Here is a 26,171-nt window from a genome sequence, read left to right on the forward strand (position 1 = left end):
TTTAATGCGTTGTACACACGGAGCAGACATCAAAACTGCGTAAAATAACAATCGCTTCTTGAAGTGATTTAGAGCCAATAATTGCTTTTTGTGCAACACCAGGAGAGGTGCCATTTCCAGGGCCTAAATTCCAAACAGTTGGAGTGATAACATCATATTTTTTAATCAACCCATTTTCGATATTGATTTCATGTTTTAAAGAACCTCGGGTTGCTTCAACACTTCCCCTTCCAAATCCAAGTTCAAACTCTTTTAAATCCATTAAAGGCTGAATAAATGAAGGTTGTGAAATATCGATTGTGTGAAGAATCTCTTTTGCTTGATTTAACAAAACTGCAATTTCATCTATTCGGGATAAAACACGTGTCAATACACTGTCTTCATACTCTTTATAAACTGAGCGTATAAATTTATTGTTTGAAACCAAAGCACGTGAAAGTGGACCAGTTTCATAAAAATCATTCTCATATTGAACACTTTTAGACCAACTGTACTTCTCTTTTTTCTGTTTTTCACTTTTAATATCAAAAGTAAAATCAGTGAACTCTTCAATTTTGAGTAAATCGATTTTACTGACATTTTTAAGTTTGATTTTCCCTTGTGTAAAACCCAATGCATCGGAAATGACAATAAACTTATTGTACGATTTTCCTATGCTTTCAAGGCGTTGTTCTTTTGCCATTTTAAGAAAAAGATCAACATCTTTAGAGATATTTCCAAAATCATTAACACTGTTAAATGACAAATAGGTATTAAGCTCTGTTCCCACCATCTCCTCTTCAAAAAAAGCAATGGTTTGATCAATATAGTTTTCAATAAACGTCATATCCATTAACGTCGGATCACTGACCACTCCTCCTGGAATCATATACGAGGTATGAGGCCATTGTCCTGCATAAATGGCCAACGCTTTGATAATTTCACTGGTTGCTTTTTGCGCTTTTAACCACTGTGCACCTACCAAAGGGTTAAACTGGCTATGGGGGTTAAGTGAATTCTTATTGATGTCGGGCATGATAAAAAAATAAAACCATTTAATATGACTTTGAATGATCTCTATGATTAAGCCCAACTCTCTTAACGCTTTTGCTTTGGGGGTAATTTGAAGTGGAATATTGGCATTTTTATAGATATCTTCTAATGCATTAACCGTGGCCAAAAGATGTGCTTGTCCACAAATGCCACACATTCTTGGAGTATAAACCAAAGCATCCATAGGAGCTTTGCCCTCAAGCATGTATTCAAAGCCACGAAAATTTAAAAACTCAATATACGCCTCAGAAACCACCTCATTTTTCCAAAAAAGATTGAGTTTGGCTTCCCCTTCAATTCTCTCAATAATATTAACTGTTTTCATCTATGAGTTTTCCATTTAATCGTTCAATTTTAAACGTTTTTGCAATACCTGTAATAGAGAGATACGCACGCTTACTGATTCCAATAGGAACTTCAGCGGGTATACCAATATTTTTTTTGGTATCAAACATATTGTCTCGGGGAAAATCAAACTCGGTACAACCAATACAAGGCATTCCCACACGCGTTTTAGAACTGACATCGTTCCACAAAATTTTATTGCAACTGCTGTGTGTCATGGGTCCACGGCAACCTTGATTGTAAAACAGACACCCCTCTTTTAATCCAAAGTTATGGCTTTCTACTTTCCACTCAAAATACTCATTTCTTGTACAGCCATGATGTGCCAAATTGGAATAGAGTTCCACAGGTCTATTTTTATCGTCCAGTTGAATTTTCCCTTGTGATTTTAAAATAAACAGTGTTTGGAAAATCCACTCTGGATGCACAGGACAACCAGTAAGATTAATAACCGCGTGTTTTGATTTTGGAAACGCATCTCCTAATGATTGATTTACCCCTTTAATATCATCGTTCACTTCAAATTTTGCATGAATACCCCCATAAGAGGCACAACTGCCTACAGCAATGACATAATGAGATCGTTTAATGAGTTTTTGCAAAACGTGAATCGAAGAGAAATCAGAGAGAGAAAAGAATTGAGTATTGCCAGTAATAGCCCCCTCAACCAATAAAAAATCGTATTGGTTATGGGATTGTAAAATATCAAGCAAGGAAACATTCGATGTTAAACTGGGATGATAGACCAACTCAAACGCATTTAAAAAGTGTTGAAATCGCGTAGAGTTTGCACTGAGAAAAGATTGCGTATTCCCATTGCACGTAAGTGCTTGAATCCAGACAACTTTAGGTTTAGTCCTCATACTTTAAGGCTCTGTAAATATTCTCTGCAATTAAATCACTGTATTCCAACAAATCTTTTTCGAGAACTTTTTCACCGCTTAAAAAAGCAAAACCACCCAAACTGCCCATAAACATTCCAAAAGCAGCAAAAAAATCTTGATCTCTGAACTCTTTTTTTGCAGCACCCTCTTCGAGTAAAATCATCACTTCGGTCACAAATTCACCCACACACAAAAAGCCTTCACACCCTTGTTGAAACACTTCACGATTTGACAAATAGACACGTAAAAAATATTCAATGATTTCAGGTGATTTTTTCACTTTGGTAAAATATCTTCGTGTGAATTCAAAAATTTTCTCTTTTGAAGAGATATCCATATTATTGACACTGCGTAAATCTTCTGCCATCACATTGGTTGAATATTTAATGGCACACTTTGCTAACTCTTCTTTTGAAGTAAAATAGTTATACATATTGCCCACACTCATTTTCATGGCTTTGGCAATATCGGGTATAGTGGTGTTATAAAAACCTTTTTTGGCAAAAAGTTTTAATGCATGTTCTATGATATTTGTTTTTTTAGTCTGTTTTGGTGACAAAATTATGACCTTTTTTTAAATTAGAGACATTATATTGTAAATAAAATTAATAGAGATTAAAAAGGTAAGAGAAAAGTCATAAGCCCAAATCTTTGGGCTTATGTGTAACGATTAAGAGTGAACTAAATTGGTTAATTCATCAGCAGAAACAGTGTGGAAGTTTAAATATTTATAAATACTTGCTCTTTTATCAGCTGTAATTTTTTTAGGAACCATTTCCATGTACTCTTCTTTAGAAGGTAATCTTCCTAAAAGTGCTGCTAATGCTGCTACTTCTGCAGAACCTAAATAGACTTTAGAGTCTTTTCCAAGTCTGTTATCAAAGTTTCTTGTAGATGTACTAAATACTACTGCCCCTTGACCAACATTGGCTTGGTTACCCATACACAATGAACATCCTGGAATTTCCATTCGTGCACCTGCTGCTCCAAATACAGCATAGTATCCCTCTTCAGTTAACTGTTTTTCATCCATTTTAGTTGGTGGGGCAATCCACAATTTAGCAGGCACTACACCTTCACCTTTAAGCACTTCACCTAACGCTCTGAATAATCCAATATTTGTCATACAAGATCCAACAAATACTTCATCGATTTTTTCAGTTGGTCTGTTTGGATCAGCTAAGATGTTTGAAAGCGTATCAACATCATCTGGATCGTTTGGACAAGCTAAAATTGGTTCCGTAATTTGATTTAAATCAATGGTAATTGTTGCTGCATATTGGGCATCTGCATCGGGAGTGATTAATTCTGGATTTTTAATCCACTCTTTCATTTTATCTGCTCTTCTTTGTAAAGTTCTGGCATCTTGGTAACCCTCTTCAATCATTTTTTCAATTAATGCAATGTTAGAAGATAGGTACTCAATAATAGGTTCTTTATCCAATTGAACAGAACACGCTGCTGCTGATCTCTCTGCTGCTGCATCTGATAATTCAAATGCTTGCTCAACTTTTAGTTTTGGTAAACCAGAAATTTCAATGACTTTACCTGCAAAGATATTCTTTTTGTTTTTCTTAGGAACCGTTAATAAACCATCTTTAATGGCTTGTAATGGAATAGCATTAACTAAATCTCTTAGAGTAATTCCAGGTTGTAATTCACCCGTAAATTTAACATGTACAGATTCAGGCATGGTTAAAGGCATCATACCAGTAACTCCTGCAAATGCAACCAGACCAGAACCAGCTGGAAATGAGATACCAATTGGGAATCTTGTATGAGAATCTCCACCCGTACCTACTGTATCTGGTAAACAAAGTCTGTTTAACCAAGAGTGAATAACACCATCACCTGGTCTTAAGGTAACACCACCTCTTGAAGTAATGAACTCTGGCAGTGTGTGTTGTAAGTTAATGTCTGCTGGTTTTGGGTAAGCAGCTGTATGACAAAATGATTGCATCACCATATCTGCACCAAAAGATAATGCAGCCAGTTCTTTGATTTCATCTCTTGTCATAGGCCCAGTTGTATCTTGTGATCCAACAGTTGTACAAATTGGCTCAACATACATACCTGGTTTTACCCCTTCAATACCACATGCTCTTCCTACCATTTTTTGTGCTTGTGTAAATCCAGTTGTGCTTGCAGCTGGTTGAGATGCAGTCACAAATTTATCCGATGCAGCTAAACCTAAAACCGCTCTGGCTTTTGCAGTTAAACCTTTTCCAATAATCAATGGAATTCTTCCACCTGCTCTCATTTCATCGGTTAATGTGTTTGGAGCTAAATTAAATTCAGAAACCACTGCTCCATTTTTTAAAATTTGTCCAGCGTATGGTTTAATGGTAATAACATCACCTGTTTCTAAGTTATCAACAGGAGCTTCGATTGGTAAACAACCTGAATCTTCTGCTGTATTAAAGAAAATTGGTGCAATGATAGAACCAATGACAACCCCACCTGTTCTTTTATTTGGAACACCTGGAATGTCTCTTCCCATGTGCCATTGAACAGAGTTAATTCCTGATTTTCTAGAAGATCCAGTTCCAACAACATCACCAACGTATGCTAATGGGTACCCTTTTTCTTTTAAAGAAGCCATCATCTCTAATGGTTTTTCCATTCTTGATTGTAACATTGCCGTTGCGTGTAAAGGGATATCTGCTCGTGTAAATGCAACCGTTGCAGGAGATAAATCATCTGTATTGGTTTCACCAGGAATTTTATATACAGTTAATGTCATTTCTTCTTCTAAAGCGGGTTTATTTGTAAACCACTCAGCATTTGCCCAAGATTCAATGATTTCTTTCGCTTTTGCATTTCCTGCATCCATTAAATCTTTTACATCGTTAAATGCATCATAAACTAAAATTGTATTTTTTAACTCTTTTGCAGCAGCGTCTGCAACTTCAGGAATTTTAAGTGCATCTACAAGTGGCGTTACGTTAAATCCACCCATCATTGTTCCTAAAATTTCAATTGCTTCAATTTTAGAAATCACTGAACAAGAAACTTTACCTTGAACAATATCATTTAAAAATGCTGCTTTTACATAAGCCGCGTCATCAACACCTGGGTTGACGTTGTTTTTAAATAAATTTACAGCATAATCTGCATCTTGTGTATTTGCTTTTAAAACTTCTACCAATTGTGCAGTTTGTTCAGCTGTCAATGCTAATGGAGGAAGACCACCTTCATTAAGTCTTTCTTGTGTATGTGCTTTATAATCAGCGATTAAACTCATATATTATCTCCTGTGTATTTTAAGTCTAAGCAGTATAACATATTGGTCAATTTAAGTATGTACAATTATTGTAATTTTTGTACAAGTTTTTTTTATTGTTTAAATTTGTTACACAAATGAAAATACAAAGGGTATAAAATGCCCAAAGTGATTATCCTTTAGGCATGGTCATATTGCTGGGTTGTACAAGTTTATCAAACTCTTCATAAGATAAAATGCCCAATTTCTGTGCTTCTTCTTTGAGTGTTGTACAATTTTTGTACGCTTCTTTGGCTATTTGGGCTGCCTTTTCATACCCAATATGAGGATTGAGTGCCGTTACTAACATTAAGGAGTCGTTCACATACTCTTTTATCTTAGTTTCATTCGCTTTAATGCCCACCACGCAATTGTTACTAAAAGAGTGAATCACATCACTTAAAAGCGTAATGCTTTGCAATAAATTATACGCAATCACGGGTTTAAATACATTCAGTTCAAAATTACCTTGACTCGCAGCCATGCCAATAGTGGTATGATTTCCCATGACTTGAAGAGCTACCATTGTTACAGCTTCTGCTTGCGTGGGATTTATTTTACCTGGCATAATAGAACTGCCAGGTTCATTCGCGGGCAATGTCAACTCCCCTATTCCACATCGTGGACCACTGCCCAACCATCTGATATCATTGGCTATTTTCATCATATTAGCGGCCAAAGCATTGAGTGCTCCACTTAAAAAAACTTCTCCATCATGAGAGGTCAGTGCATGAAATTTATTGGGATGCGATTTAAAAGGGAAATAGGTACCTGTAATTTCATTTAACGTGGCACACACCATAGAACTAAAAGCGGGATGAGAGTTCAAACCTGTCCCCACAGCCGTTCCGCCAATGGCCAATTCTTGAAGATATTTTATGGCATCAGCAATTTGATTTAAGGCTTTACTCATCATATCCACATACGCACTGAACTCTTGACCTAAGGTTAAAGGCGTAGCATCTTGCAGATGGGTTCGTCCTATTTTTACAATCTCACTGAAGACTTTTACTTTATCTTCCAAAACTTCTTTAAACTTATTAATTGCAGGTAAAAGCTCTTTTTGCAGTTGCAATATAAAAGCAATTCTCATGGCAGTGGGAAAGGTATCATTGGAGCTTTGAGACATATTAACGTCATCATTGGGATGAATGACACGGTTGGTTCTAAAATCTTCATTTAAACTTTGTGTCGCAAGAGACGATATCACTTCATTTAAGTTCATATTCGTTTGTGTACCGCTGCCTGTTTGCCAAACAGACAGAGGAAATTGTTCTTGATGTTTCCCCGCAATAATCTCTTCACAAGCAAGCGTAATAGCGAAGGTTTTTTTGTCATTGAGTTTTTGAAGTTTATTATTTGTTACAGCACAAGAGTACTTTAAATAAGCAAATGCCGTAATCAACTCTTGAGGCATTTTTTCAATTCCAATGGCAAAGTTTTCAAAACTTCTTTGCGTTTGTGCCGCCCAGAGTTTATCATCAGGAACTCTCATTTCACCCATGGTATCTTTTTCAATTCTATCTTTCATGGATAACTCCTTAAAAGTAAATTTCAGTTCCATATATTACAATAAAAAAGCGTACAAAAAAATTACTTTTATATTTTCACGTATTCGTGATATAATAATACTGATATCATTAAGGATGAAAAATGAACAATTATGCCTTTAAAACATACAGTGAACTTTTCACGCATATTGTTAATGGAACAAATAATCCCACTTTTTTAAACTATTTACACAAAAATGAGTATATCTCAATAAGCACCAAAGAGTTTGAAAACAGAGTCTTATCTCTTGCTTTGGCACTAAAAGAGTATGGCATTAAAAAGAATCAAAGTGTGGCTATTTTTGCCAAATCTTCTCCTTGTTGGCTCATTTTTGATTTTGCTCTGCAACTCATACATGCGGTCAGCGTTCCTATCTTTGCTGATATTTCACAAAAAAATCTTGATTTTGAAATTAAAGATTCAAACATAGAGTACATCTTCACCGATCACGAAGAGTACCAATATGAAATTGATGATGAAATCACCATCATTGGGTGCAATATCAAAGCCAATAATAAAAAATTTATTACGGTAAATGCTCTTTATAAAAGAGGTGAACAGATCCAAAAAGAGACTCCTTCTAAAATCGATGAACTCTTTGAAAATCAACTCAGTGAAGATGATTTGTTCAGTGTGGTTTACACCAGTGGAAACACAGGCATGCCAAAAGGGGTTGAATTAACGCAAAAAAATATCATTTCACAACTGCATGATATCAATGAATTTTATGCCATCAATGAAAAAGACCGAGCCCTCTCTCTTCTTCCCCTTGCTCATATTTTTGAACGAGCGGTAATGAGTTTTTACCTGAGTTGCTCAGTGAGTGTCTATTTTGTTGATGACGTTTCCAATGTGGCAGTGTTGATGCAAAAAGTTCAGCCAACGATTATGACCGTTGTGCCTCGATTGTTAGAAAAAATTTATGCCAAGATGCAAGCAAGAGTAGATGAGACACAATGGTTCAAACATTTTTTAGCCACTCAAGCCATGAAAAGAGCACTGTATAAAAACCAAAATGAATACAACTTTTTGGACTTTGTTTATCAAAAACTCGTTTACACGAAATTCCTCAAAAGTTTTGGTGGAGCGTTAAGAATTTTGGTTACAGGAGGAGCAAGTTTGGACAGAGATTTATACAACTTTTTTGTCAATATTGGTTTGCCTTTGTACCAAGGGTATGGGTTAACAGAATCCTCGCCTGTAATTTGTGTCAATTATCCTCACAACAACAAAGTAGGTACAAGTGGAAAAGTCTTGAAAAGTATCACTGTAAAATTGGCTTCTGATGGTGAACTGCTGGCAAAAAGTCCTGGTATTATGAGAGGATATCGTAACCAACAAGAACTTACGAATGAAACCATCGACATAGAAGGATGGCTTCACACAGGAGATTTGGCTTTGATTGATGACGAGGGGTATATCACCATTAAAAGCAGAAAAAAAGAGCTTCTAAAAACCTCTACAGGAGAGTATGTCAGTGCCATTGCCGTTGAGCAAGCCATCACCAAATCACACTACATTGATTTTGCGGTGGTCATTGCCAATAACCGACAATATGTCACTGCCTTGCTCTTTGTAGATTTGGAACTTGCCAAAGAGTCTACACAGAACCTAAATGTTGAAGAGTTTTATGCCCAAGATGAAATAAAAAATGCCATTCAAAATGACATTGAAAACGCCAATAAGGAACTGAACAAATGGGAAAGAGTCATTAAATATAAAATCGTAACCAATGCTATTTCAATTGATACAGGGGAGTTAACCCCCTCTATGAAAATAAGACGAAATGAAATTGAAAAAAAATACAGTGATTTAATTAAGAGTATGTATTAAAGGATAAAATCATGAATGAAAGAATAGCCGTTATCAGAGGGCTTAGAAGTCCTGTCGCCAAAGCTTATGGGAGATTAAAAAACATCGAAGCTGATACTTTAGGTTCAATTATTGCCAAAGAGTTGGTGCTTCAAATTGGAATTCCATATAAAGAGTATGATGAAGTCATTATTGGCAACGTTGCCCAGCCTGCCAATGCTGCAAATATGGCAAAAGTGTTGGCATCAAGAGCTGGTTTCCCCGTCTCTACTCCTGCTTATACCGTACACAGAAATTGTGCGTCAGGAATGCAAGCCGTCAGTTCTGCCATGTCAAGTATTCATGCGAATGAAGGGAAACTCTATTTGGTTGGTGGCGTGGAATCTATGAGTAATATTCCTATTTTATACAGCGATAACTTGCGAAATTTAATGATTAGCCTCTCTCATAAAAAAAATATTTTTGAAAAAATAGCCGCTTTAAAAAACTTTCGACCCGACTTTTTAAAGCCCGTTATTGGTCTGATTTCAGGACTCACTGATCCTATCAGTGGTCAAATCATGGGTTTAACAGCAGAAATTCTTGCCAACGATTTTTTAATCAGCCGTCAAGAGCAAGATGAGTTTGCACTGAACTCTCATTTAAAAGCCCAAAATGCCATTGAAAGAGGCATCTATAAAAATGAAATTTACCCCATAATTACTGGCAATGACTCAATCATTTATGATGACGATGGTGTGAGATTTGATCAAAGCCTTGAAGCCCTTGGAAAACTCAAACCCTTCTTTGATAAAGAAAATGGCACAGTTACAGCAGGAAATTCGTCTCAAATTTCTGATGGGGCGTGCATGTTAGCCCTTTGCAGTGAATCTCATGCCAAAGAGTTAGGCATTACACCTTTGGGATACATCAAAAATTTTGCATACGCTGGACTTGAAGCACATAAAATGGGATTAGGACCCATTTATGCCACTAAAAAACTTTTTGATAAAACAAAAATCACTCTCAAAGATATTGATTTAATTGAAATAAACGAAGCCTTTGCTGCGCAAGTCATTGCCAATATCAGAGCCTTTGATTCAAAAACTTTTGCAAAAAAACATTTTAATAGCAATGCCTTGGGTGAAATCAATGAAGATATTTTAAATGTCAATGGTGGGGCCATTGCATTAGGACATCCCGTTGGAATGAGTGGTGCTCGAATTATTTTAGGGGCATTAAAAGAGTTAAAAAGAAGAAAACTACAAACTGGCTTAGCCACACTTTGTGTAGGTGGTGGGCAAGGTGCATCATTTTTATTGGAGGCAAACTAATGCAAACACAAGATTTAAAACTGACCATAGAAAACGGTATTGCAAATTTAATTTTTGATATGAAAGAGTCCAATGCCAATACACTTTCAAAATCTGTTTTGGAACAATTTGAAACCATTCTGAACAGCATTAAAACAGATAAAGCCATCAAAGTACTTGTCATAAGCAGTGCCAAAGAGAACATCTTTATTGCAGGGGCAAACTTACAAGAGATATATCCCATGCAAAACAGAGATGAAATTTACACCTATTTACTCAAAGTCAATGAAATATTTTTAAGTTTAGAAGAACTTCCTTTCCCCTCTATTGCACTCATTAATGGAGCGTGCATGGGGGGAGGTTTAGAGTTGGCTTTAAGTTGTACCTACAGACTTGCAACCACCAATGAAAAAACCCAACTGGCTTTTCCCGAAATCAAACTTGGATTTTTTCCTGGTTTTGGAGGAACACAACGATTGCCTAAACTCGTTGGCTTACTCAATGCGTTGGATATGATTTTAAGTGCAAAAACACTCAATGCACAAAAAGCCTACAGAATGGGATTGGTAACCGAATTTTTTGCACAAGGGTATACACCTTATCGATTAAATGAATTTATTAAAAAAATACAAAACAATACCATTAAAGTCAAAAAACCTATCCGATGGATTGAGTATTTTAATTTTACCCGTGAGTTTGTTTTTAAAAAAGCGTTAGAAAATTTGCAAAAAAAAGTTCACCCAAAATATTTTGGTCCGTATGCTGCACTTGATGTGATACATCATACCTTTAAACTTCCGCACAAAGAAGGCATTAAAATTGAAGCTCAAACCTTCAGTGATTTGGCCATTACACCTGAATCTAAAAACTTAATTTCACTGTTTTTTACTACAGAAAGTTTAAAAAAAGAGTATAGCAATACCAATTTAAAAAGTAAAATATCTGAAACAGCTGTTATTGGTAGTGGTGTCATGGGAAAAGAAATCATTTGGTTGTTCAGTAAATATACCAATGACGTGCGTATAAAACTCAGAAAACTTGACCAAGTAGAGAATATCTTGCGTTCGGTCTCAAAACTTTATGACTACTTTGTTAAAAGTAAAAAAATGAGCAAAAAAGAGGTGGCGTTTAAACTCAATAAACTCAGCTACACCGATGAATTTAAAGGATTTAAACTCATTGATTTTGCACTTGAAGCCATCATTGAAAACAAAGAGGAGAAAATCAAAACCTATGCTGCTTTAGAAGAGAACCTCTCAAAGGATGCCATTATTGCCACCAATACATCTTCCATTTCCATTGAGAGTTTAAGTCAAGGGGTTAAAAACAAAAACAACTTTTTAGGGGTACACTTTTTTAACCCCGTACATAAAATGCCATTAGTTGAAGTTATTCCCACAACCAACACATCACAAAAAACCATTGAAACCACCTTTGAGTTTCTTAAACGTTGTGGCAAAACCCCTGTTTTAGTACACGATTGTGCAGGATTTTTAGTCAATCGTATTTTGCTTCCTTATATTAATGAAGCGGGATTTATTTTAGGAACGGGCACAGGAGTTTTAAAAGTAGATAACACTTTAAAAGAGTTTGGAATGCCTATGGGTGCATTTATGTTAGCAGATGTAGTTGGGATTGATGTGGGATATAAAGTTGCCGAAATTTTAGAACAATCCTATGGCAGCCGAATGGAAATTTGCCCTATTCTTAAAAAAGTGCACACTGACTTAAAACTTTTAGGGAAAAAGAGTGGAAAAGGGTTTTACATTCACTCTAAAAAAGGGGAGATAAAAGTCAACAGAGCCGTTGAAAAACATATCAGCAGCACAAAAATCGTTACTACCCAAGACATTATTGACCGAACGATTTTTATCATGATCAATGAAGCCTCAAGATGTTTAGAAGAAGGCATCATTGAAAAGGCCTCTTACTTAGATTATGCCATGGTTGCAGGAACAGGTTTCCCTGCTTTCAGAGGAGGATTGCTACGCTATGCAGACTCCATAGGGCTTGATTATGTCATCAAAAAACTCGAAGAGTTTGAAAAAAGTCTAGGTAAACGATTTAACGTGAGCGAACTTTTATACACGCTTCAAAAAAACAAAAAAACATTTTACACAGGAGAAGCATTATGGAAACATTAGTATTTCTGATTTTTTTAACCGTTTTAGGATTTTACAGTGCACCACTTATTGCATGGTTTGGTTTTATTGGTATCTACGCATATTTCTTTTTTAATGCAGGCATTATTTTTGCCATTCTTTTTTTTGGTTCAGCCATTTTATTTTTAAATAAAGCCATCCGCGAAAAATTTGTCTCTCAAGCCATTGTTGATTTTATCAAGAAAAAAGGGTTGCTTCCAAAAATATCTGCTACGGAAGAAGCCGCATTGCAAGCGGGTACAACGTGGGTAGAGTCAAACTTCTTTAAAGCCCAAGTGGATTTTAATCAAATCAAAAATGAACCCATTACCAAACTTACCAAAGAGGAACAAGCCTTTTTAGACAATGAAGTTGAAACCTTATGTAACATGACAACCGATTGGGAAATTTTTCAAAAAAGAGATTTGCCCCTTCCTGTTTGGAAATTTATCAAAGAAAAAAAATTCTTTGGAATGATTATTCCTAAAGAGTATGATGGTTTGGGCTTCAGTGCAACTGCACACTCAAAAGTGATTGAAAAACTCGTTTCACGCTCTCAAGTTTTAGCCATTACGGTTATGGTTCCCAATTCACTTGGCCCGGCAGAATTGATACTCAAACATGGAACCCAATTGCAAAAAGATCTCTATTTAAAAAAACTTGCCATTGGGAAAGAGGTACCATGTTTTGCTCTTACTGAACCCAATGCGGGAAGTGATGCCACATCGATTACCTCCAATGGAGTTTTGTTTAAAGATGAAAACGATGAAATAAAAATCAAACTTAACTTTGAAAAACGATACATCACCTTAGGAAATATTGCCACACTCATTGGTTTGGCATTTCAACTGAATGACCCTGAACACCTTTTAGGAGAAGAGGAAGATTTGGGTATTACCTTTGCACTTGTTAACTCAAAACTCGAAGGGGTAGATAATTCAAAACGGCATGATCCATTGGGAATTCCATTTGTCAATTCACCTCTATACGGCAAAGATGTCATCATTTCATTGAGTGATATTATTGGTGAAAAAGAAGGCATTGGGCATGGTTGGCAAATGTTGGTAGAATCGCTCTCCATTGGTCGAGGCATTTCATTGCCAAGTGTCAGTTTAGGGGGAAGTAAACTTGCCCTTAAAACAGTCAGTTCATACACCAATTTACGAGAACAATTTGGTTTAGCCATTGGAAACTTTGAAGGAATTGAAGAAAAAATTGCCAAAGTAGCAGCGTTTACCTATTTACAAAATGCAGCACGAAACTATACGCTTGATGCCATTGACAATGGTGTACGACCCGCAGTAGTCAATTCAATCATGAAGTATCATGCCACGGAAAAATTCAGAGAAGTCATCAATGACACCATGGATATTTTAGGAGGAGCAGCCATTATTCGAGGTGAAAAAAATCTTTTAGCGCACGCCTATTTTGCACTGCCAATTTCTATTACAGTTGAGGGTGCAAATATTTTAACTCGAAACCTCATGCAGTTTGGGCAAGGCTTAATTAAGTGCCACCCCTATTTATATCAACAAGTAAAAGCCTTAGAAAAAGGGGACACTAAAACATTTGATGCACTTCTTTTTTCACACATTGGTTTGGTAACACATGCATTGGGGAAAACCGTTGCTTACTACTTTACACGAGGTTATATTGCCCAAACGCAAGGAAATTTCAAACGATACAAACAAAAACTTGTTTGGGTCAGCAGTGATTTTACCTTTTTAAGCAACCTCTCACTGGCAATTTTTGGTGCCAATATCAAGAAAAAAGAGAATATCAGTGCACGCTTTGGTGATATTCTCTCTTGGTGTTATCTTATTACTGCCACTTTAAGAGAGTTTGATAATAACCCCACCAAAGAGCATAAAGATTTGGTTCGTTATGTGTGTGAATATGGCTTTAATCAAATTCAAGAAGCCAAAGAGCAGATTTTAAGAAATATGCCTGTGTTTAAGGCTATTCTTCCTTTGATTAAAATCAACCCTTTTTCACTGAAACCAGCAGATGCGTTAAACAAAAAGATTGTCGATTCTTTAAAAAATGAAAAAATTTTAAACCAGCTTTGTGATGGAATATTTATGCCAAAAAATGAGAATGATGCCCTATTTCAATTGGACAATGCGGTAAAATTGAGTCATCAAACGCAGAATATAAGACTCAAAATCAAACAAGCAGAAAAATCAGGTTTGATTAAAAAACAGACTCTTCCTTTAATGATTGAAGAGGCATTGAGTCAATCTCTGATTACAAAAAAAGAGTCAACACTGCTTTTAAAAGCCCATGAAGCTCAACAAGAGGTCATCCGAGTTGATGCCTTTGATGCAAAGGTTTATAAAGGACAAAAATAGATGAGTGAGGATAATACACTTTTAATTGACTCGGGGGGATATGTTTTAAAACTCATAGAGAAGATTCTCTCAACCAACATAGAAATCAAAGGGACAGAAAACCTCCCTTTGGATAAACCCAAAATTTTTGTCGCCAACCACTTTACTCGTATTGAAGCACTCATTGTGCCTTATGCTTTATATAACCTCACAAAAAGAAAGGTAGGAGTCATTGCCGATGACTCCATCTTTAAATATTTTGGAAATATTTTAAAAGATTTTGGCGCTTTACCAAAATCAACCCCCAATCGAAACAATATTATTTTAAGTGATATTTTACAAGGAACCAAAGATTGGATGATTTTCCCAGAAGGACAAATGGTTAAGGGCAAAAAAATCATCAAAGAAGAGAACCATTATTGTGTTACTGTCAATGGGAAAACTGAAAAAGTTTTCACAGGAGCGGCTTTTTTTGCTCTTTCATCACAACTGTTACGAGAAGACTATATTGCCAATAGAATTACAGATAAAAAGAGCTTTAACACACAATACTTAATGACAGACAATGAAACCGTTACCAAAGATGAAACTGTTTTAATTCCCATTAATATCAGTTACTCTCCTCTTAGAACGGGAAAAAATTTTTTAACCGATATCAGTGAAAAGATTTTTTCAGATATGAGTGAACATTTCAAAGAAGAAATTGAAATTGAAAGCAACATTGTTTTGCACTCAAAAATCATCATACACATATTAAAACCCATAAGTACCAAAGAGATTACACAGAATTTTCATTTGCAAGATTTAAACAAAAAACACCACAGTGATATTGACCACGAGATTATTATTAATGCCTTTCGATATAAACTCACGCACGATTTTATGAAAACCATTTATGAAAATCTCACCATTCGATTTGACCACCTTTTTGTGGCCATTTTACACTTTTATCCCAATGATTTTATCAATAAACAACACTTCAAACGACTGCTTTATTTGATTGCACATAAAATCAAAAACAGCACCTTACAATACGATGAGGAGATTGAAAAAAACTTTATTCATCTCATCTCATTTGAAGAGTATGCTCCTTTTGAAGATGTCTTGAAAATTGCAACCAAAGATGCCATTATTGCAGAAACAGATAAAAACTATGTCATCAGTAAAGAGAATCTGCTTGAGGGATATACCCACGACACCATTCGATTAAAAAATATTTTAAAAGTCTTTTTAAATGAAGTTCTTATTATAGAAGATGTCGTAAAAATGGTAGAGCAATATTGCCAACTGCCTAAAAAAGACATTGATGCCATGCTCTTAATTCACTTGATTAATCAAGAAAAAGATGAGTATTTGCAAGACTATTTGCACTGGGCAAAGGATGAAGATATCAAACCCAAAGAGGTGGGTGAGCCTTATTTTATACAGACAGAAAAATCCAACATAGGCATTATTGCTTTGCATGGTTTTTGCTCTGCACCAATGGAAGTGCATGAAATGGCAACATATTTAAATAAAAAAGGGTTTAACGTTTATGCCCCACGATTAAGAGGTCATGGTACTACTCCTGAAGATTTAAAAGAACGTCATTGGAATCAATGGTATGAATCTCTTTCCAGAGCCATTATCATTGCAACACTGATGTATGATGAAGTCTATATTGTAGGCTTTTCAACGGGAGGATTGTTGGCACTTTTGAGTCAAAAAAAACAGACGAAGAAACTCAAAGGCATCATCTGTATCAATGCCGCGCTCAAACTCAATGATATTCGTATCAAAGCAGTTGTTCCTGCCATTAATTTTTGGAATGATTTAGTCAGTGCGTTTAATGCCAATGCGTATCAAAAAGAGTTTATACCCAATAATGCAGAGTATCCTTTAATTAACTACAGCAAACATTATATAAAATCCATCAATGAGTTACATGCTCTCATGCAAGAGACCTCCAAAATATTAAAAACAATTACTCTTCCAGTTGCGGTATTTCAAGCATCAAATGATCCTGTGGTAAACCCTAAAAGTGCAAATGAGATTTTTGAAGAGATCAGTTCAAAAAATAAAAAGCTTCAATTCTTTGATTTTCATAATCATGTGATGATTCGAGGTTCAAATTCAAAAGTTGTTTTTGATGAAATTATTGAGTTTGTAAAGTCAGTCAGCTTAAAATAACAGGTGAAATTCACCCGTTATTATGCGATGTTTGTGTAAACCGCTTGAACGTCGTCGTCCTCTTCGAGTTTGTCTAAAAGTTTAACCATATCTTCTTGTTGTTCTTCTGTAAACTCTTGAGGATTGTTTGAAATTCTTTCAAGTTTGGCTTTGGTCAATTCAATGCCTCTGTCTTCAAATGCTTTATTTAACGTACCAAAATCTTTATAATCCGCAGTCACTAAAATAATGCCCTCTTCTTCTTCAATCTCTTCAAGACCAAAATCAATCAATTCCAACTCCAACTCTTCAATGTCCATATCATCTGTTTTATTAAACTCAAAAATGGCTTTTCTGTCAAAGAAAAATTCCAAAGAACCTGTTGGTGCCAATGAACCACCATTTTTATTAAAATACATTTTAATATTGGCAACCGTTCTTGTATTGTTATCGGTTGCTGTTTCAACAAAAATCAAAACACCATGAGGACCTTTTCCTTCAAAGTTAACTTCGGCAAAGTTTGCGGAATCTTTTCCACTGGCTCGTTTAATTGCAGCATCAATATTTGCTTTTGGCATATTTTCAGCTTTGGCATTTAATATTGCTGTTCGTAATGCTGAATTCATCTCAGGATCTGCAACACCTGCTTTTGCAGCCATTTCAATCGCCTTTGCCAATTTTGGGAAAACTCTGGACATGTTTCCCCATCGTTTCATCTTTGCAGCTTTTCTATATTCGAAGGCTCTACCCATAAAAACTCCAATTTTTAATTTATTTTATAATTTCGTGGATTATATCAACTTTGAAATAACAGCTTAATAAAACCATTATAGTTTGTCATATGAATTTTAATTTTGTGTGAGATTAACTAGATAATTGATTTCGACGTCACTCGAGTTTTTGAAACACGACCATCTTTTTTAATGTATTCAACAGTATAAAACTTGTGTTGCAACAACTCTTCAAAAGAGAAAATATTTTTTCTAAACAGCTTCCATTTTATGCATTTAAGTTTGATCCCTTTTGCACCAAATTTACGACTGAGAATCAACTTATTTAAGCTTGTCATAGCATAAAAAGTCACAATAAAAATAAACAAATAAACAGCAACATAAACAGAAGTTTCAATAAAATCCAAAACCATTTCGGTCATACTTTTCCTTAATGCAAATAGAGTCAAGCGTATTCTATCGTAACATTGTTACAATTGATGCTAAAACGTATCACTTTATAATAAAAAAATTTATTTAAATTTAACTTTTCTGATGATTAACTGAAGCCGTATATGAGACATTTTTTTTAAGTACTTAAGAATAGAATTTGATTTAAAATTCTTATTATCATACCAATTTAAAAACTATTAAAGGAGTTATTATGAGCTTTTATTTTACCTTAGCTGTTTCCATTATTATTGGATTTTTTGTTTACATTTGGCTCCATGATAAATATAAAGAGAGTGATAAAATACCATTTAAGGAGTAATTTATCAATTTATTCAAAAATTAGTATGCTACAATATCAATAAAAAAATAGGCATACAATGAAAATACGAAAAGATGAGAGGAATATTTTAAAATTTTTAAAATTTTCACCGCCTATTATTACCCTTTCATTTTCAGTTCTTGTTATAGGAACGATTTATTTAATCAATCAATATAACTTCAATAAAGAGATAAAAAATCTCAAAAAAGAGTTGACTCTGCAAAATAAGAATTTGATAAAAGAAGAGGTTTTAAGAGTTTACGACTATATCCAATATCAAAAAGAAGATACTCAACGACTGCTCAAACAAAACATTAAAGAGAATGTCCAAATTGCCTCCAACATTATTTCGAATATTACTCAATCAAATATAGACCCAAAAATCACCAAAAATCTTATCAAAAAAAGTTTAAAAACATTAAAATTTAATTCTGAAATGGGCTATTTCTTTATTATCTCTAAATCAGGGAAAATTATACTTCAGCCAAATTTTCCTGAACTTGAAAATACCAATGTATTTAAGCTTAAAAACACAGATGAAAAATATTTTTTAACAAAGATGGTTTTAATGATGCAAAAGACCGATGAAACTTTTTTTGAATGGAATTGGTACAAGCCCCATTCATCAATTAAAGAGAAAAAGATTGGTTATTTGAAAAATTTAGAAGGCACAGATTGGTTTATAGGGAGCGGTTACTACTATGACGATTTTAAAGAGCATGTAAAAACAGACATACTTCATTTTACAAGCAATATTAAGTTTGGGAAAAAAGGGTTTATTTTTATCTTAGATGACACAGGCACCGTGCTTCTTCATTCAAATAAATCATTCATAGGAAGAAATGACTTATATATTCAGAATAAATTTGGCGAATATTTTATTCAAGATATGATTAACATAGCAAAAAAGGGAGAGGGGTTTATTACCTATTCTACAGCAGATACTTCATCAATTGAAGCAACAAAAACCTCTTTTGTCAAAGGCGTGAATGATTGGGGATTTTTATTGGGTGCAGGATTTTTTGAAGAAGATTTAAACAGTAAAGTCGCATACAAGAAAAAAATACTCAACGACGCCAATAACAAATATATTTTTAATTTAATGATGATAAGTATATCAATGACCGTTATTTTAACGTTCATCTCTTTGTATGTTTCACACATTATCCAAAATATTTTTTTAAAATATAAAAACAAAATATCCAAAGAAGTCAAAAAAAATCAACAAAAAGATGTCCTACTGGCACAACAATCAAAGATGGCAGCCATGGGAGAGATGATAGGGAATATAGCCCACCAATGGAGACAACCTCTTTCAACCATTACAACTGCAGCTTCTGGCATTCATTTAAAACATGAATTTGGCACGTTAAATGATGAAGAGTTTTTGGCCTTTACAAAAATAATCAATGAAAATGCACAATACCTTTCTCATACCATCAATGACTTTAAAGAGTTTTTTAACCCACATAAAATCAAAGAGACCTTTACAATAGAAGATGCCATAGATAAAACGTTAAACATTGTTTCCGCGCAATTTAACAGTCATGCAATTACAGTGATTAAAAATATTGCTCACATTGAAATATTGGGCTTAAAAAATGAACTGATGCAAGTTATTATCAATATTTTAAACAATGCCAGAGATGCCCTTGAAGAAGAAAAAATAGAAAAAAAACTGATACTGATTGATGTTTACAGTAAAAATCATTCTCTCTATATCTCAATACATGACAATGCCAAAGGCATTAAACAAGAGAATATCGCCCGAATCTTTGAACCTTATTTCTCAACGAAATTCAAATCCAAAGGGATTGGTATTGGGCTTTATATGAGTTATGAAATCATAACAAAACATATGAATGGAACCATTGTTGTTCATAATAATCATTTCACCTATGAAAATGAAGATTTCTTAGGTGCACAATTTATTATTTCAATTCCTTTAGATAAAGATCAAAAAAAGCAGTGACCACATTTTGAAAAAATATATTTTATTTGATAATGATGGCGTATTGGTCGAAACCGAAATTTGGTACTTCAGAGCCAATGAAAAAATACTCAAAGAGGAATTAAATATCACCCTTGAACTTCCTTTGTATTTAGAGATAATGACACGCGGTGGCAGTGCTTGGGAAATTGCCCAAGCACAAGGAATTAAAAACTCCATTATAGAAAAGTGCCGACACAAAAGAGATGCACTCTATCAGCACTATTTAAAAACCGAAAACATCACCATTGATTATGTGCAAGAGATTTTAAACTATTTATCTCAAACGTATAAAATGGGCATTGTTACAACTTCACGTCGAGTTGATTTTGATTTAATTCATCACAACAGAGGAATTGTTGACTTTATGGATTTTACACTTTGTGTTGAGGAGTATGCAAAAGCAAAACCCCATCCCGATCCTTACCTTGCAGGATTAAAAAAATTCAATGCAAAAGCAGATGAAGCCATAGTTGTTGAAGACTCACAAAGAGGTTTAGACTCTGCATTTGCTGCTAAGATTGATTGTGTCATTGTCAAAAATGAATTTACAAAAAACAATGACTTTTCAAAAGCAAAATATTTCATTGATTCCTTAAACGAGTTAAAACAACTCCTTTCGTAATAAGTAAGCTTTCTTATGGATAAGATTGGATAAAATAGCGATAATTAAAACAAAGGGCGACTCAAATGCAATATTTTGGTACATTAGAGACTAAGTATGAAGAGGTATTTTTAACATCGAGTTATTTGTACTTTAACAAAGAAAATGAAGAGATTACTTCTAAAGAGTTAAAAGAGATGCTCAACAATGGTAAAAGCAGAAAAAAACACATTGCGGGTACAATCTTTTTTTATAATCCAAATGTTACACCTGTCGGATATGACTCAAACCATTTCTTACTCGATCAAGAGTTTGATGATTTTGGAAAAATAGTAGAATTAAAAATAGAAAATGCCATCACAATATTCAAAAATGCCATCAAACATTGTGAAGGTCAAATTGTTGAAATCAAAAATTTATTTAATTTAAATGAAAAAAATATCAATGCTTCAACGCTACTGATGAAATTCAATCTGGATTTAGAGAAATATAACTCAAGTTTAAATACTGAATTTGATCGAGACATCATGTATCAAGATGCACAAAATCTTATTCCCAATGGGAAATTTGTCTTTTTTGCTTGGGGAGATAAAATTAATTCAAAAGAGTTCTCTTACATTTGTGATTATGCCAAAGCAATTTATGAAAACACTGTAAAGCTTGGGAAAAAAGTGGCTTTTGCTTATAAAAAAGAGCGTTCATTGGAGGGATCAATTGAACAACTCCAATTCTCTGCACCCATGGAAAACATAAAATATAAAACTGCCATTACCAATGCAATTAAAGACTCTTTTAAAAGCAATCCTCCTCTGCCAACGCCTTACGAATAAGAAATCAAACAGTTATTTAATCGATTTGTTAAATAACTGAAAACAATCTATTGACTTATGGTTTTTTCTTAGCTAAGATTTAAATAAACAGTTTTAAAGGAGAAGCAATGAACGTTTATGATTATGCAATGAAAGTTGAAAAAGATGGAGAAGCTTACTATCGAGAATTGGCTTTAAAATCTCCCAATAATGGTTTAAAAAGAGTATTTAATATCTTAGCAGAAGCAGAGGTCAAACACTATAATGTTTTTAAAAGCATGAGAGATAAAGATGGGCAAGATATTAACACATTGGACATTTCAACCGATACAAAAACAATTTTTGAAACACTCAGTTCTGAAAAAAATAGCACGGATTTTAGCCTAGATGAGATTAAATTTTATGAAGATGCCATAAAAAGAGAGGAGGACTCTTTTCAATTTTATGCAGATAAAGCCAAAGAGTTAAGCGATGAAGATGAGAAAAAAATATTTTTGCAAATTGCTCAAGAAGAGATTAAACATAAAGAAGTATTAGAAAATATTCTCTCATTTATCCAAGAACCCACAAACTGGGTTGCAAGCGCAGAGTTTTAGATAAAAATGGGAACTTCCCATTTTATCTGAATGAAGACTACTTTACATTATTGGCATAATACTCTTTTAACTCATTTATAGCATCTGAATTTTCCAAATAACCAATCATATTATCAATAGGTATACCAAAAGAAGGGTATCGACTGAGCTCTTTGATATTGGAATAAACAATTGAAAAACAAAATGATTTTTCCATCTCTTTTCGTGCAAGAAGGATATATTTCTCTTTTTTATAATCCAAAAATATTTTTGCATTGACAATCAGTTCGGCTGAAAGATAAGCAACAGATGCATAGGCATGAAAAATAACCATAACATGCTCTAAAGGGTACTCCTCTGTACAAAATGGTTTTATTCTGTTTTCAAGTGTAGCGATATTATTTAAAGTAATTAACGATTGAGTATCATCTTCTGAAATATCTTTCCAAATATCTAAAAAGTTCAATTTTAATTGCTGAACACTTTCAATTTTTACCATTATTTTTAAAACCTTTAAAATTCTTAATTGTAGGGTATATTATTTTTTGTTAAATAGCAATTAATTTAAAAAAAAATCTTAATAAAAATTCAAACTCTTTACCCTGATTTTAAATTTGACTCTAAATCAAAAAAAACGTTTTGAATTCTTGCATTATTTCTTTAAACTGCCATCTAAATAATCGTGCGTTAAACAGTGCTCACATTTAATGATATTGTCATAATCCAATGTGCTCATTTTCAAATCTTTAAACACTTCAGCAATATGCTTAATGGCAACTTCGTCAGCAGAATAAAGAATGGATTTTGTTCCCATATTTCCAGAAACAATATTGTTTGTTTTAGCAAGCACCTCTTCTAAATGGCTTTCCCAATATTTGAGCAGCTCTTCATTATCTTCTAAAGCATCAAATTTTTCATCCCATTTCAAACATAAAGAAGGCAAAAGTCCACACGTTTTTCTGTCATTAAAATCTATTGTTACGCCTTGCAGTTTCATAATAAACCTCCTAAAATAATATCAAGAATATTAAAAATTCCTATTTCATTCTCTGTAGTTTATTATAGCTAAATAATGGTATGAAGCACATTTACATGGAGGCCAAATCAGAAATTATTTTTTTCACTTCTTCATCATCAAAGAAGATATTATTGTGCAATTCATTATTGATTCTTTTTAACAACACACTTTTCTTTTGAGTTAAATGTTCTTTACTGTTTTGGTGTTCAACAACAAGGTCTCTCATTTGTTGTTTATACTTTTCAATAATCTCTGCTTTCGTTACAACAGTTGGTTTTGATTGCGTTTTTTTCGGATTGGCAAAGAGAATGAGTAAAATGGCCATTAAGACTAAAATAATTAAAATAATATTGATATAATCCATAATTACAATCCTTTGATAGAGAGTTAAATTTATCAAAATAATTCTTTATAAAAAATAAAAAATCAATTTCTTTATTTAAGACATTTTTTATCCTATTTAGTTATAATTATTTTGCATCTTATCAAAATGATAAATTGTATGCTTAATTTTCAACAACAAACATAAAAAAAAGTTTCTCCCCTTATCTTTTTTTATGTGATATTGCCTTTTGGACAGTAAGGTACTATCGTAAACTCCTACAAAAAAAATTGAAAAAAAAGGAACATTTGCTTTGTTCCTTTTTTTTATTCAGTGAAGAATTTTACAAATTTAAGAAAAATAATATTTTTATTAAGTTTTTAAATATTATAATGCTATAATAATTACTTGTATGAATAAAATAGTTTTACTTTTATTTGTTTACAAAGTAAATACTTATCTTCCATTAGGAACAAGAATGAATGTAAAAGTTATGATAGTTGATGACAGTTCAACAATGAGACGAATCGTTTCAAGCGTAGTTAAACAAATTGGAATCGATGATGATTATATTGGATTAGCGGTTGATGGTATGGATGCATTAGGGCAACTAAAGTCTACTAAATATGATTTAGTTCTAACCGATTGGAACATGCCTAAAATGAATGGGCTTCAATTAGTAAAAAACCTTAGAACACTTCCACGATATGCGACAACACCGATTTTAATGATTACAACTGAAGGTGGTAAATCAGAAGTTGTGACCGCTTTAAAAGCAGGTGTCAATAACTATATTGTAAAACCATTTAGTGCCGAAACATTAAAAGCTAAACTTGAGCCTTTAATTAAGGATATGAAAAAATAGAAAAAAGGAAATCCTTTCTTCTATTTATTGATTGATATAATTTACCAACACCTCTTCGTCAATAATCCCTATAAATTTTTGAACAAAAAACCCCTCTTTAGAAAAAAGAAATGATTCCGGTACTTTCTGAACGTCTCCAAATACTCTTGTTGCAATGAAGTTATTGTCCCCTACTGTTACAGGAAATTTTATCTTATATTTTGAAATAAACTCATTTAACTCAGTTTTGTCTTTATCTTTTTCAAAAAGCACTCCAACAATTTCAAATTTGTCACCATACTTCTCATAGAGTCTATTAAGTAAAGGTATCTCTTTGATGCAAGGATTACACCATGTAGCAAAAAAGTTTATCAGTACAATTTTCCCATTTAACGCTTTTGACAAAAGGATGTTATCACTCAAATTAATATCAATATTTTTCCCATCCAGTGTCGTTAAGATTAAGCCTTTTTCTGTATTGGTATTTACAGATATTCTCTTGTTTTCTTCAATGACTTGCGCTTTTTTTGTTTCACTGTTACACCCACTAAAAAGAGATAAAACACCCAACATAAACAAAGCAATCAAAATATTTTTCATCGTTTCTCCTATTTATAAATTTCTGATTCAATGAGTTCGCTCAATGCTTTATAACTCAATGTTTCTAAAGGTTTACCATTAACAAAAAGAGTAGGTGTACCTGTGACACCAAGTGTTTTTGCATCATCTTCATCCATTTGTAAATGTTGCATCACAACTTCATCATTCAAATCTTTTTTTAATAACTCCATATCAATGCCTTCAACTTGCACCACATAATTCCAAATCAAATTGGGATTGTTGTTCTTAGAATCTCCCCAAATAGCTTGAGATTGAAATAACGCTTCTAGCATTTCATTAAATTTACCTTGCTTTCTTGCGGCTTCAAGTATTTGAACTGCATTAGCAGCATACTTATGAATGGGCAAATATCGAATCACCAATTGAATCTCTTTTTCATAATTGTAAAAAACTTTTTTCACGACAGGATAAAATTCTGCACACGCAATACATTGAGGGTCGATAAACTCAACCACGACTACATTTTTTGAATTTTCACCCATTTTTAAAGAGTAATCTCTCACATACGGAGGCAAATCACCTCTTCTATTTTCACTTACAGAAGAGGAGACTTGTTTATACGCAATACCCAACGCAATAAATAGTGCACATACTGCTACAATTACAAAAACAACAACACTTTTATTTTTCATTTTTCAAAACTCCTTTACGTCCAATAATTAATAAAATAAATAGAGCCAAATAACTCACTAAAGAGAGAAAAGGGATGGTAATAAAGCCAAACCAATTGATGTACTCAGTTGAGCAAGGAACACCTTGTACACAAGGTAGAAGGGTTTCTGGTATGATTTTAAACATCAACAAATTATGATATACCGCAAAAAACAATCCAACGCTGACTAATGGCATAGCATATTTAAAAAGATGTTCATCGGGATACAATAAATGAAACAAAAAAATCAAAACCAAAGGGTAGAGAAATATTCTTTGATACCAACACATACTGCAGGGTATAAAGTGCATAATTTCACTGAAAAAAAGACTGCCTAAAGTTGCAGTTAAGGCCAAAATAAAACAGAGTAATACAATAGGAGTTGAAATATTTTTTGTCAAACGATTCCTTTTTTAAATGTTGCCAATTCTACCATCTCAGTGTGTAATTTTCGTGT

General features: G+C 33.6%; 23 protein-coding genes. 10 read left to right on the plus strand and 13 right to left on the minus strand.

All coding sequences use genetic code 11. The features are described from left to right. Position 1: 1 nt before the first annotated feature. The 5 genes from ACNI3C_RS12050 to fumC form a co-directional block, all read right to left on the minus strand. Positions 2 to 1,357: a nickel-dependent hydrogenase large subunit gene (locus ACNI3C_RS12050; RefSeq protein WP_419770050.1), complete on the minus strand. Its 1,356-nt coding sequence runs from the start codon at positions 1,355 to 1,357 to the stop codon at positions 2 to 4. Continuing rightward, positions 1,344 to 2,240: an NADH-quinone oxidoreductase subunit B family protein gene (locus ACNI3C_RS12055; protein WP_419770051.1), complete on the minus strand. Its 897-nt coding sequence runs from the start codon at positions 2,238 to 2,240 to the stop codon at positions 1,344 to 1,346. The genes ACNI3C_RS12050 and ACNI3C_RS12055 overlap by 14 nt, the downstream gene beginning before the upstream one ends. Next, entirely contained in the window at positions 2,230 to 2,820 is a 591-nt protein-coding gene (locus ACNI3C_RS12060) for a TetR/AcrR family transcriptional regulator (protein WP_419770052.1), read from the minus strand. Before ACNI3C_RS12060 ends, ACNI3C_RS12055 begins: the two co-directional genes overlap by 11 nt. Before the next feature lie 111 nt (positions 2,821 to 2,931). After that, a complete protein-coding gene (locus tag ACNI3C_RS12065; RefSeq protein ID WP_419770053.1) occupies positions 2,932 to 5,505 on the minus strand; it encodes a bifunctional aconitate hydratase 2/2-methylisocitrate dehydratase in 2,574 nt (857 codons plus the stop codon). Between the two features lie 151 nt (positions 5,506 to 5,656). After that, positions 5,657 to 7,054, minus strand: coding sequence for a class II fumarate hydratase (gene fumC, locus ACNI3C_RS12070; RefSeq protein WP_419770054.1), 1,398 nt, complete (start codon positions 7,052 to 7,054; stop codon positions 5,657 to 5,659). Between the two features lie 122 nt (positions 7,055 to 7,176). On the opposite strand from fumC, the gene ACNI3C_RS12075 reads away from it, so the two are divergent. The 5 genes from ACNI3C_RS12075 to ACNI3C_RS12095 are packed head-to-tail and all read left to right on the plus strand — an operon-like array spanning position 7,177 to position 16,818. Further along, on the plus strand, positions 7,177 to 8,907 hold the full coding sequence (locus ACNI3C_RS12075) for an AMP-dependent synthetase/ligase (RefSeq protein ID WP_419770055.1): 1,731 nt from the start codon (positions 7,177 to 7,179) through the stop codon (positions 8,905 to 8,907). A gap of 11 nt (positions 8,908 to 8,918) precedes the next feature. Further along, positions 8,919 to 10,199: a thiolase family protein gene (locus ACNI3C_RS12080; protein ID WP_419770056.1), complete on the plus strand. Its 1,281-nt coding sequence runs from the start codon at positions 8,919 to 8,921 to the stop codon at positions 10,197 to 10,199. After that, positions 10,199 to 12,322, plus strand: a complete 2,124-nt coding sequence (locus ACNI3C_RS12085; protein WP_419770057.1) for a 3-hydroxyacyl-CoA dehydrogenase NAD-binding domain-containing protein — start codon at positions 10,199 to 10,201, stop codon at positions 12,320 to 12,322. Before ACNI3C_RS12080 ends, ACNI3C_RS12085 begins: the two co-directional genes overlap by 1 nt. Further along, complete coding sequence (locus ACNI3C_RS12090) at positions 12,310 to 14,670, plus strand: acyl-CoA dehydrogenase (RefSeq protein ID WP_419770058.1); 2,361 nt, start codon at positions 12,310 to 12,312, stop codon at positions 14,668 to 14,670. The genes ACNI3C_RS12085 and ACNI3C_RS12090 overlap by 13 nt, the downstream gene beginning before the upstream one ends. Further along, positions 14,671 to 16,818, plus strand: coding sequence for an alpha/beta fold hydrolase (locus ACNI3C_RS12095; protein ID WP_419770059.1), 2,148 nt, complete (start codon positions 14,671 to 14,673; stop codon positions 16,816 to 16,818). Between the two features lie 20 nt (positions 16,819 to 16,838). Here the strand turns inward: ACNI3C_RS12095 and ACNI3C_RS12100 are convergent, their stop codons facing one another. Both ACNI3C_RS12100 and ACNI3C_RS12105 read right to left on the minus strand, forming a co-directional pair. Further along, positions 16,839 to 17,549, minus strand: a complete 711-nt coding sequence (locus ACNI3C_RS12100) for a YebC/PmpR family DNA-binding transcriptional regulator (protein ID WP_419770060.1) — start codon at positions 17,547 to 17,549, stop codon at positions 16,839 to 16,841. Between the two features lie 116 nt (positions 17,550 to 17,665). Next, a complete protein-coding gene (locus tag ACNI3C_RS12105; protein ID WP_419770061.1) occupies positions 17,666 to 17,950 on the minus strand; it encodes a hypothetical protein in 285 nt (94 codons plus the stop codon). Positions 17,951 to 18,337: 387 nt separating this feature from the next. Between ACNI3C_RS12105 and ACNI3C_RS12110 the strand changes: the two genes are divergently transcribed. From ACNI3C_RS12110 to ACNI3C_RS12125, 4 genes are all read left to right on the plus strand, one after another. After that, the gene (locus ACNI3C_RS12110) at positions 18,338 to 20,251 is read left to right on the plus strand and encodes a sensor histidine kinase (RefSeq protein WP_419770062.1); all 1,914 of its coding nucleotides are present in this window, start codon (positions 18,338 to 18,340) and stop codon (positions 20,249 to 20,251) included. 7 nt (positions 20,252 to 20,258) lie between these two features. Continuing rightward, the gene (locus ACNI3C_RS12115; RefSeq protein WP_419770063.1) at positions 20,259 to 20,894 is read left to right on the plus strand and encodes an HAD family hydrolase; all 636 of its coding nucleotides are present in this window, start codon (positions 20,259 to 20,261) and stop codon (positions 20,892 to 20,894) included. Positions 20,895 to 20,959: 65 nt separating this feature from the next. Beyond that, positions 20,960 to 21,703, plus strand: a complete 744-nt coding sequence (locus ACNI3C_RS12120; protein ID WP_419770064.1) for a hypothetical protein — start codon at positions 20,960 to 20,962, stop codon at positions 21,701 to 21,703. A 107-nt stretch (positions 21,704 to 21,810) separates the two neighbouring features. Continuing rightward, positions 21,811 to 22,278, plus strand: a complete 468-nt coding sequence (locus ACNI3C_RS12125; protein ID WP_419770065.1) for a ferritin-like domain-containing protein — start codon at positions 21,811 to 21,813, stop codon at positions 22,276 to 22,278. Between the two features lie 37 nt (positions 22,279 to 22,315). Here the strand turns inward: ACNI3C_RS12125 and ACNI3C_RS12130 are convergent, their stop codons facing one another. From ACNI3C_RS12130 to ACNI3C_RS12140, 3 genes are all read right to left on the minus strand, one after another. Next, positions 22,316 to 22,756, minus strand: coding sequence for a hypothetical protein (locus tag ACNI3C_RS12130; protein WP_419770066.1), 441 nt, complete (start codon positions 22,754 to 22,756; stop codon positions 22,316 to 22,318). A gap of 153 nt (positions 22,757 to 22,909) precedes the next feature. Continuing rightward, complete coding sequence (locus ACNI3C_RS12135; RefSeq protein ID WP_419770067.1) at positions 22,910 to 23,254, minus strand: hypothetical protein; 345 nt, start codon at positions 23,252 to 23,254, stop codon at positions 22,910 to 22,912. A 91-nt stretch (positions 23,255 to 23,345) separates the two neighbouring features. Beyond that, entirely contained in the window at positions 23,346 to 23,639 is a 294-nt protein-coding gene (locus tag ACNI3C_RS12140; protein WP_419770068.1) for a hypothetical protein, read from the minus strand. A 436-nt stretch (positions 23,640 to 24,075) separates the two neighbouring features. Between ACNI3C_RS12140 and ACNI3C_RS12145 the strand changes: the two genes are divergently transcribed. Beyond that, the gene (locus tag ACNI3C_RS12145) at positions 24,076 to 24,462 is read left to right on the plus strand and encodes a response regulator (RefSeq protein WP_419770069.1); all 387 of its coding nucleotides are present in this window, start codon (positions 24,076 to 24,078) and stop codon (positions 24,460 to 24,462) included. A gap of 24 nt (positions 24,463 to 24,486) precedes the next feature. On the opposite strand, the gene ACNI3C_RS12150 is transcribed toward ACNI3C_RS12145, so the two are convergent. From ACNI3C_RS12150 to ACNI3C_RS12160, 3 genes are read right to left on the minus strand one after another with little or no spacing between them, the layout of a single operon-like run. Then, complete coding sequence (locus tag ACNI3C_RS12150; protein WP_419770070.1) at positions 24,487 to 25,041, minus strand: TlpA family protein disulfide reductase; 555 nt, start codon at positions 25,039 to 25,041, stop codon at positions 24,487 to 24,489. A gap of 8 nt (positions 25,042 to 25,049) precedes the next feature. Further along, positions 25,050 to 25,694: a DsbA family protein gene (locus ACNI3C_RS12155; RefSeq protein ID WP_419770071.1), complete on the minus strand. Its 645-nt coding sequence runs from the start codon at positions 25,692 to 25,694 to the stop codon at positions 25,050 to 25,052. Next, on the minus strand, positions 25,684 to 26,115 hold the full coding sequence (locus ACNI3C_RS12160) for a disulfide oxidoreductase (protein WP_419770072.1): 432 nt from the start codon (positions 26,113 to 26,115) through the stop codon (positions 25,684 to 25,686). Before ACNI3C_RS12160 ends, ACNI3C_RS12155 begins: the two co-directional genes overlap by 11 nt. Between the last annotated feature and the right edge of the window lie 56 nt (positions 26,116 to 26,171).

Source organism: Marinarcus sediminis (SeqCode) (assembly GCF_048571275.1).
Classification (GTDB): domain Bacteria; phylum Campylobacterota; class Campylobacteria; order Campylobacterales; family Arcobacteraceae; genus Marinarcus; species Marinarcus sediminis.

Coding starts and splice junctions, on each gene's coding strand:
- ACNI3C_RS12050 (WP_419770050.1), bottom strand. CDS start 1,357: ATGAAAACAGTTAATATTATTGAGAGAATTGAAGGGGAAGCCAAACTC.
- ACNI3C_RS12055 (WP_419770051.1), bottom strand. CDS start 2,240: ATGAGGACTAAACCTAAAGTTGTCTGGATTCAAGCACTTACGTGCAAT.
- ACNI3C_RS12065 (WP_419770053.1), bottom strand. CDS start 5,505: ATGAGTTTAATCGCTGATTATAAAGCACATACACAAGAAAGACTTAAT.
- fumC (WP_419770054.1), bottom strand. CDS start 7,054: ATGAAAGATAGAATTGAAAAAGATACCATGGGTGAAATGAGAGTTCCT.
- ACNI3C_RS12075 (WP_419770055.1), top strand. CDS start 7,177: ATGAACAATTATGCCTTTAAAACATACAGTGAACTTTTCACGCATATT.
- ACNI3C_RS12080 (WP_419770056.1), top strand. CDS start 8,919: ATGAATGAAAGAATAGCCGTTATCAGAGGGCTTAGAAGTCCTGTCGCC.
- ACNI3C_RS12085 (WP_419770057.1), top strand. CDS start 10,199: ATGCAAACACAAGATTTAAAACTGACCATAGAAAACGGTATTGCAAAT.
- ACNI3C_RS12090 (WP_419770058.1), top strand. CDS start 12,310: ATGGAAACATTAGTATTTCTGATTTTTTTAACCGTTTTAGGATTTTAC.
- ACNI3C_RS12095 (WP_419770059.1), top strand. CDS start 14,671: ATGAGTGAGGATAATACACTTTTAATTGACTCGGGGGGATATGTTTTA.
- ACNI3C_RS12100 (WP_419770060.1), bottom strand. CDS start 17,549: ATGGGTAGAGCCTTCGAATATAGAAAAGCTGCAAAGATGAAACGATGG.
- ACNI3C_RS12105 (WP_419770061.1), bottom strand. CDS start 17,950: ATGACCGAAATGGTTTTGGATTTTATTGAAACTTCTGTTTATGTTGCT.
- ACNI3C_RS12110 (WP_419770062.1), top strand. CDS start 18,338: ATGAAAATACGAAAAGATGAGAGGAATATTTTAAAATTTTTAAAATTT.
- ACNI3C_RS12120 (WP_419770064.1), top strand. CDS start 20,960: ATGCAATATTTTGGTACATTAGAGACTAAGTATGAAGAGGTATTTTTA.
- ACNI3C_RS12125 (WP_419770065.1), top strand. CDS start 21,811: ATGAACGTTTATGATTATGCAATGAAAGTTGAAAAAGATGGAGAAGCT.
- ACNI3C_RS12130 (WP_419770066.1), bottom strand. CDS start 22,756: ATGGTAAAAATTGAAAGTGTTCAGCAATTAAAATTGAACTTTTTAGAT.
- ACNI3C_RS12135 (WP_419770067.1), bottom strand. CDS start 23,254: ATGAAACTGCAAGGCGTAACAATAGATTTTAATGACAGAAAAACGTGT.
- ACNI3C_RS12140 (WP_419770068.1), bottom strand. CDS start 23,639: ATGGATTATATCAATATTATTTTAATTATTTTAGTCTTAATGGCCATT.
- ACNI3C_RS12145 (WP_419770069.1), top strand. CDS start 24,076: ATGAATGTAAAAGTTATGATAGTTGATGACAGTTCAACAATGAGACGA.
- ACNI3C_RS12150 (WP_419770070.1), bottom strand. CDS start 25,041: ATGAAAAATATTTTGATTGCTTTGTTTATGTTGGGTGTTTTATCTCTT.
- ACNI3C_RS12155 (WP_419770071.1), bottom strand. CDS start 25,694: ATGAAAAATAAAAGTGTTGTTGTTTTTGTAATTGTAGCAGTATGTGCA.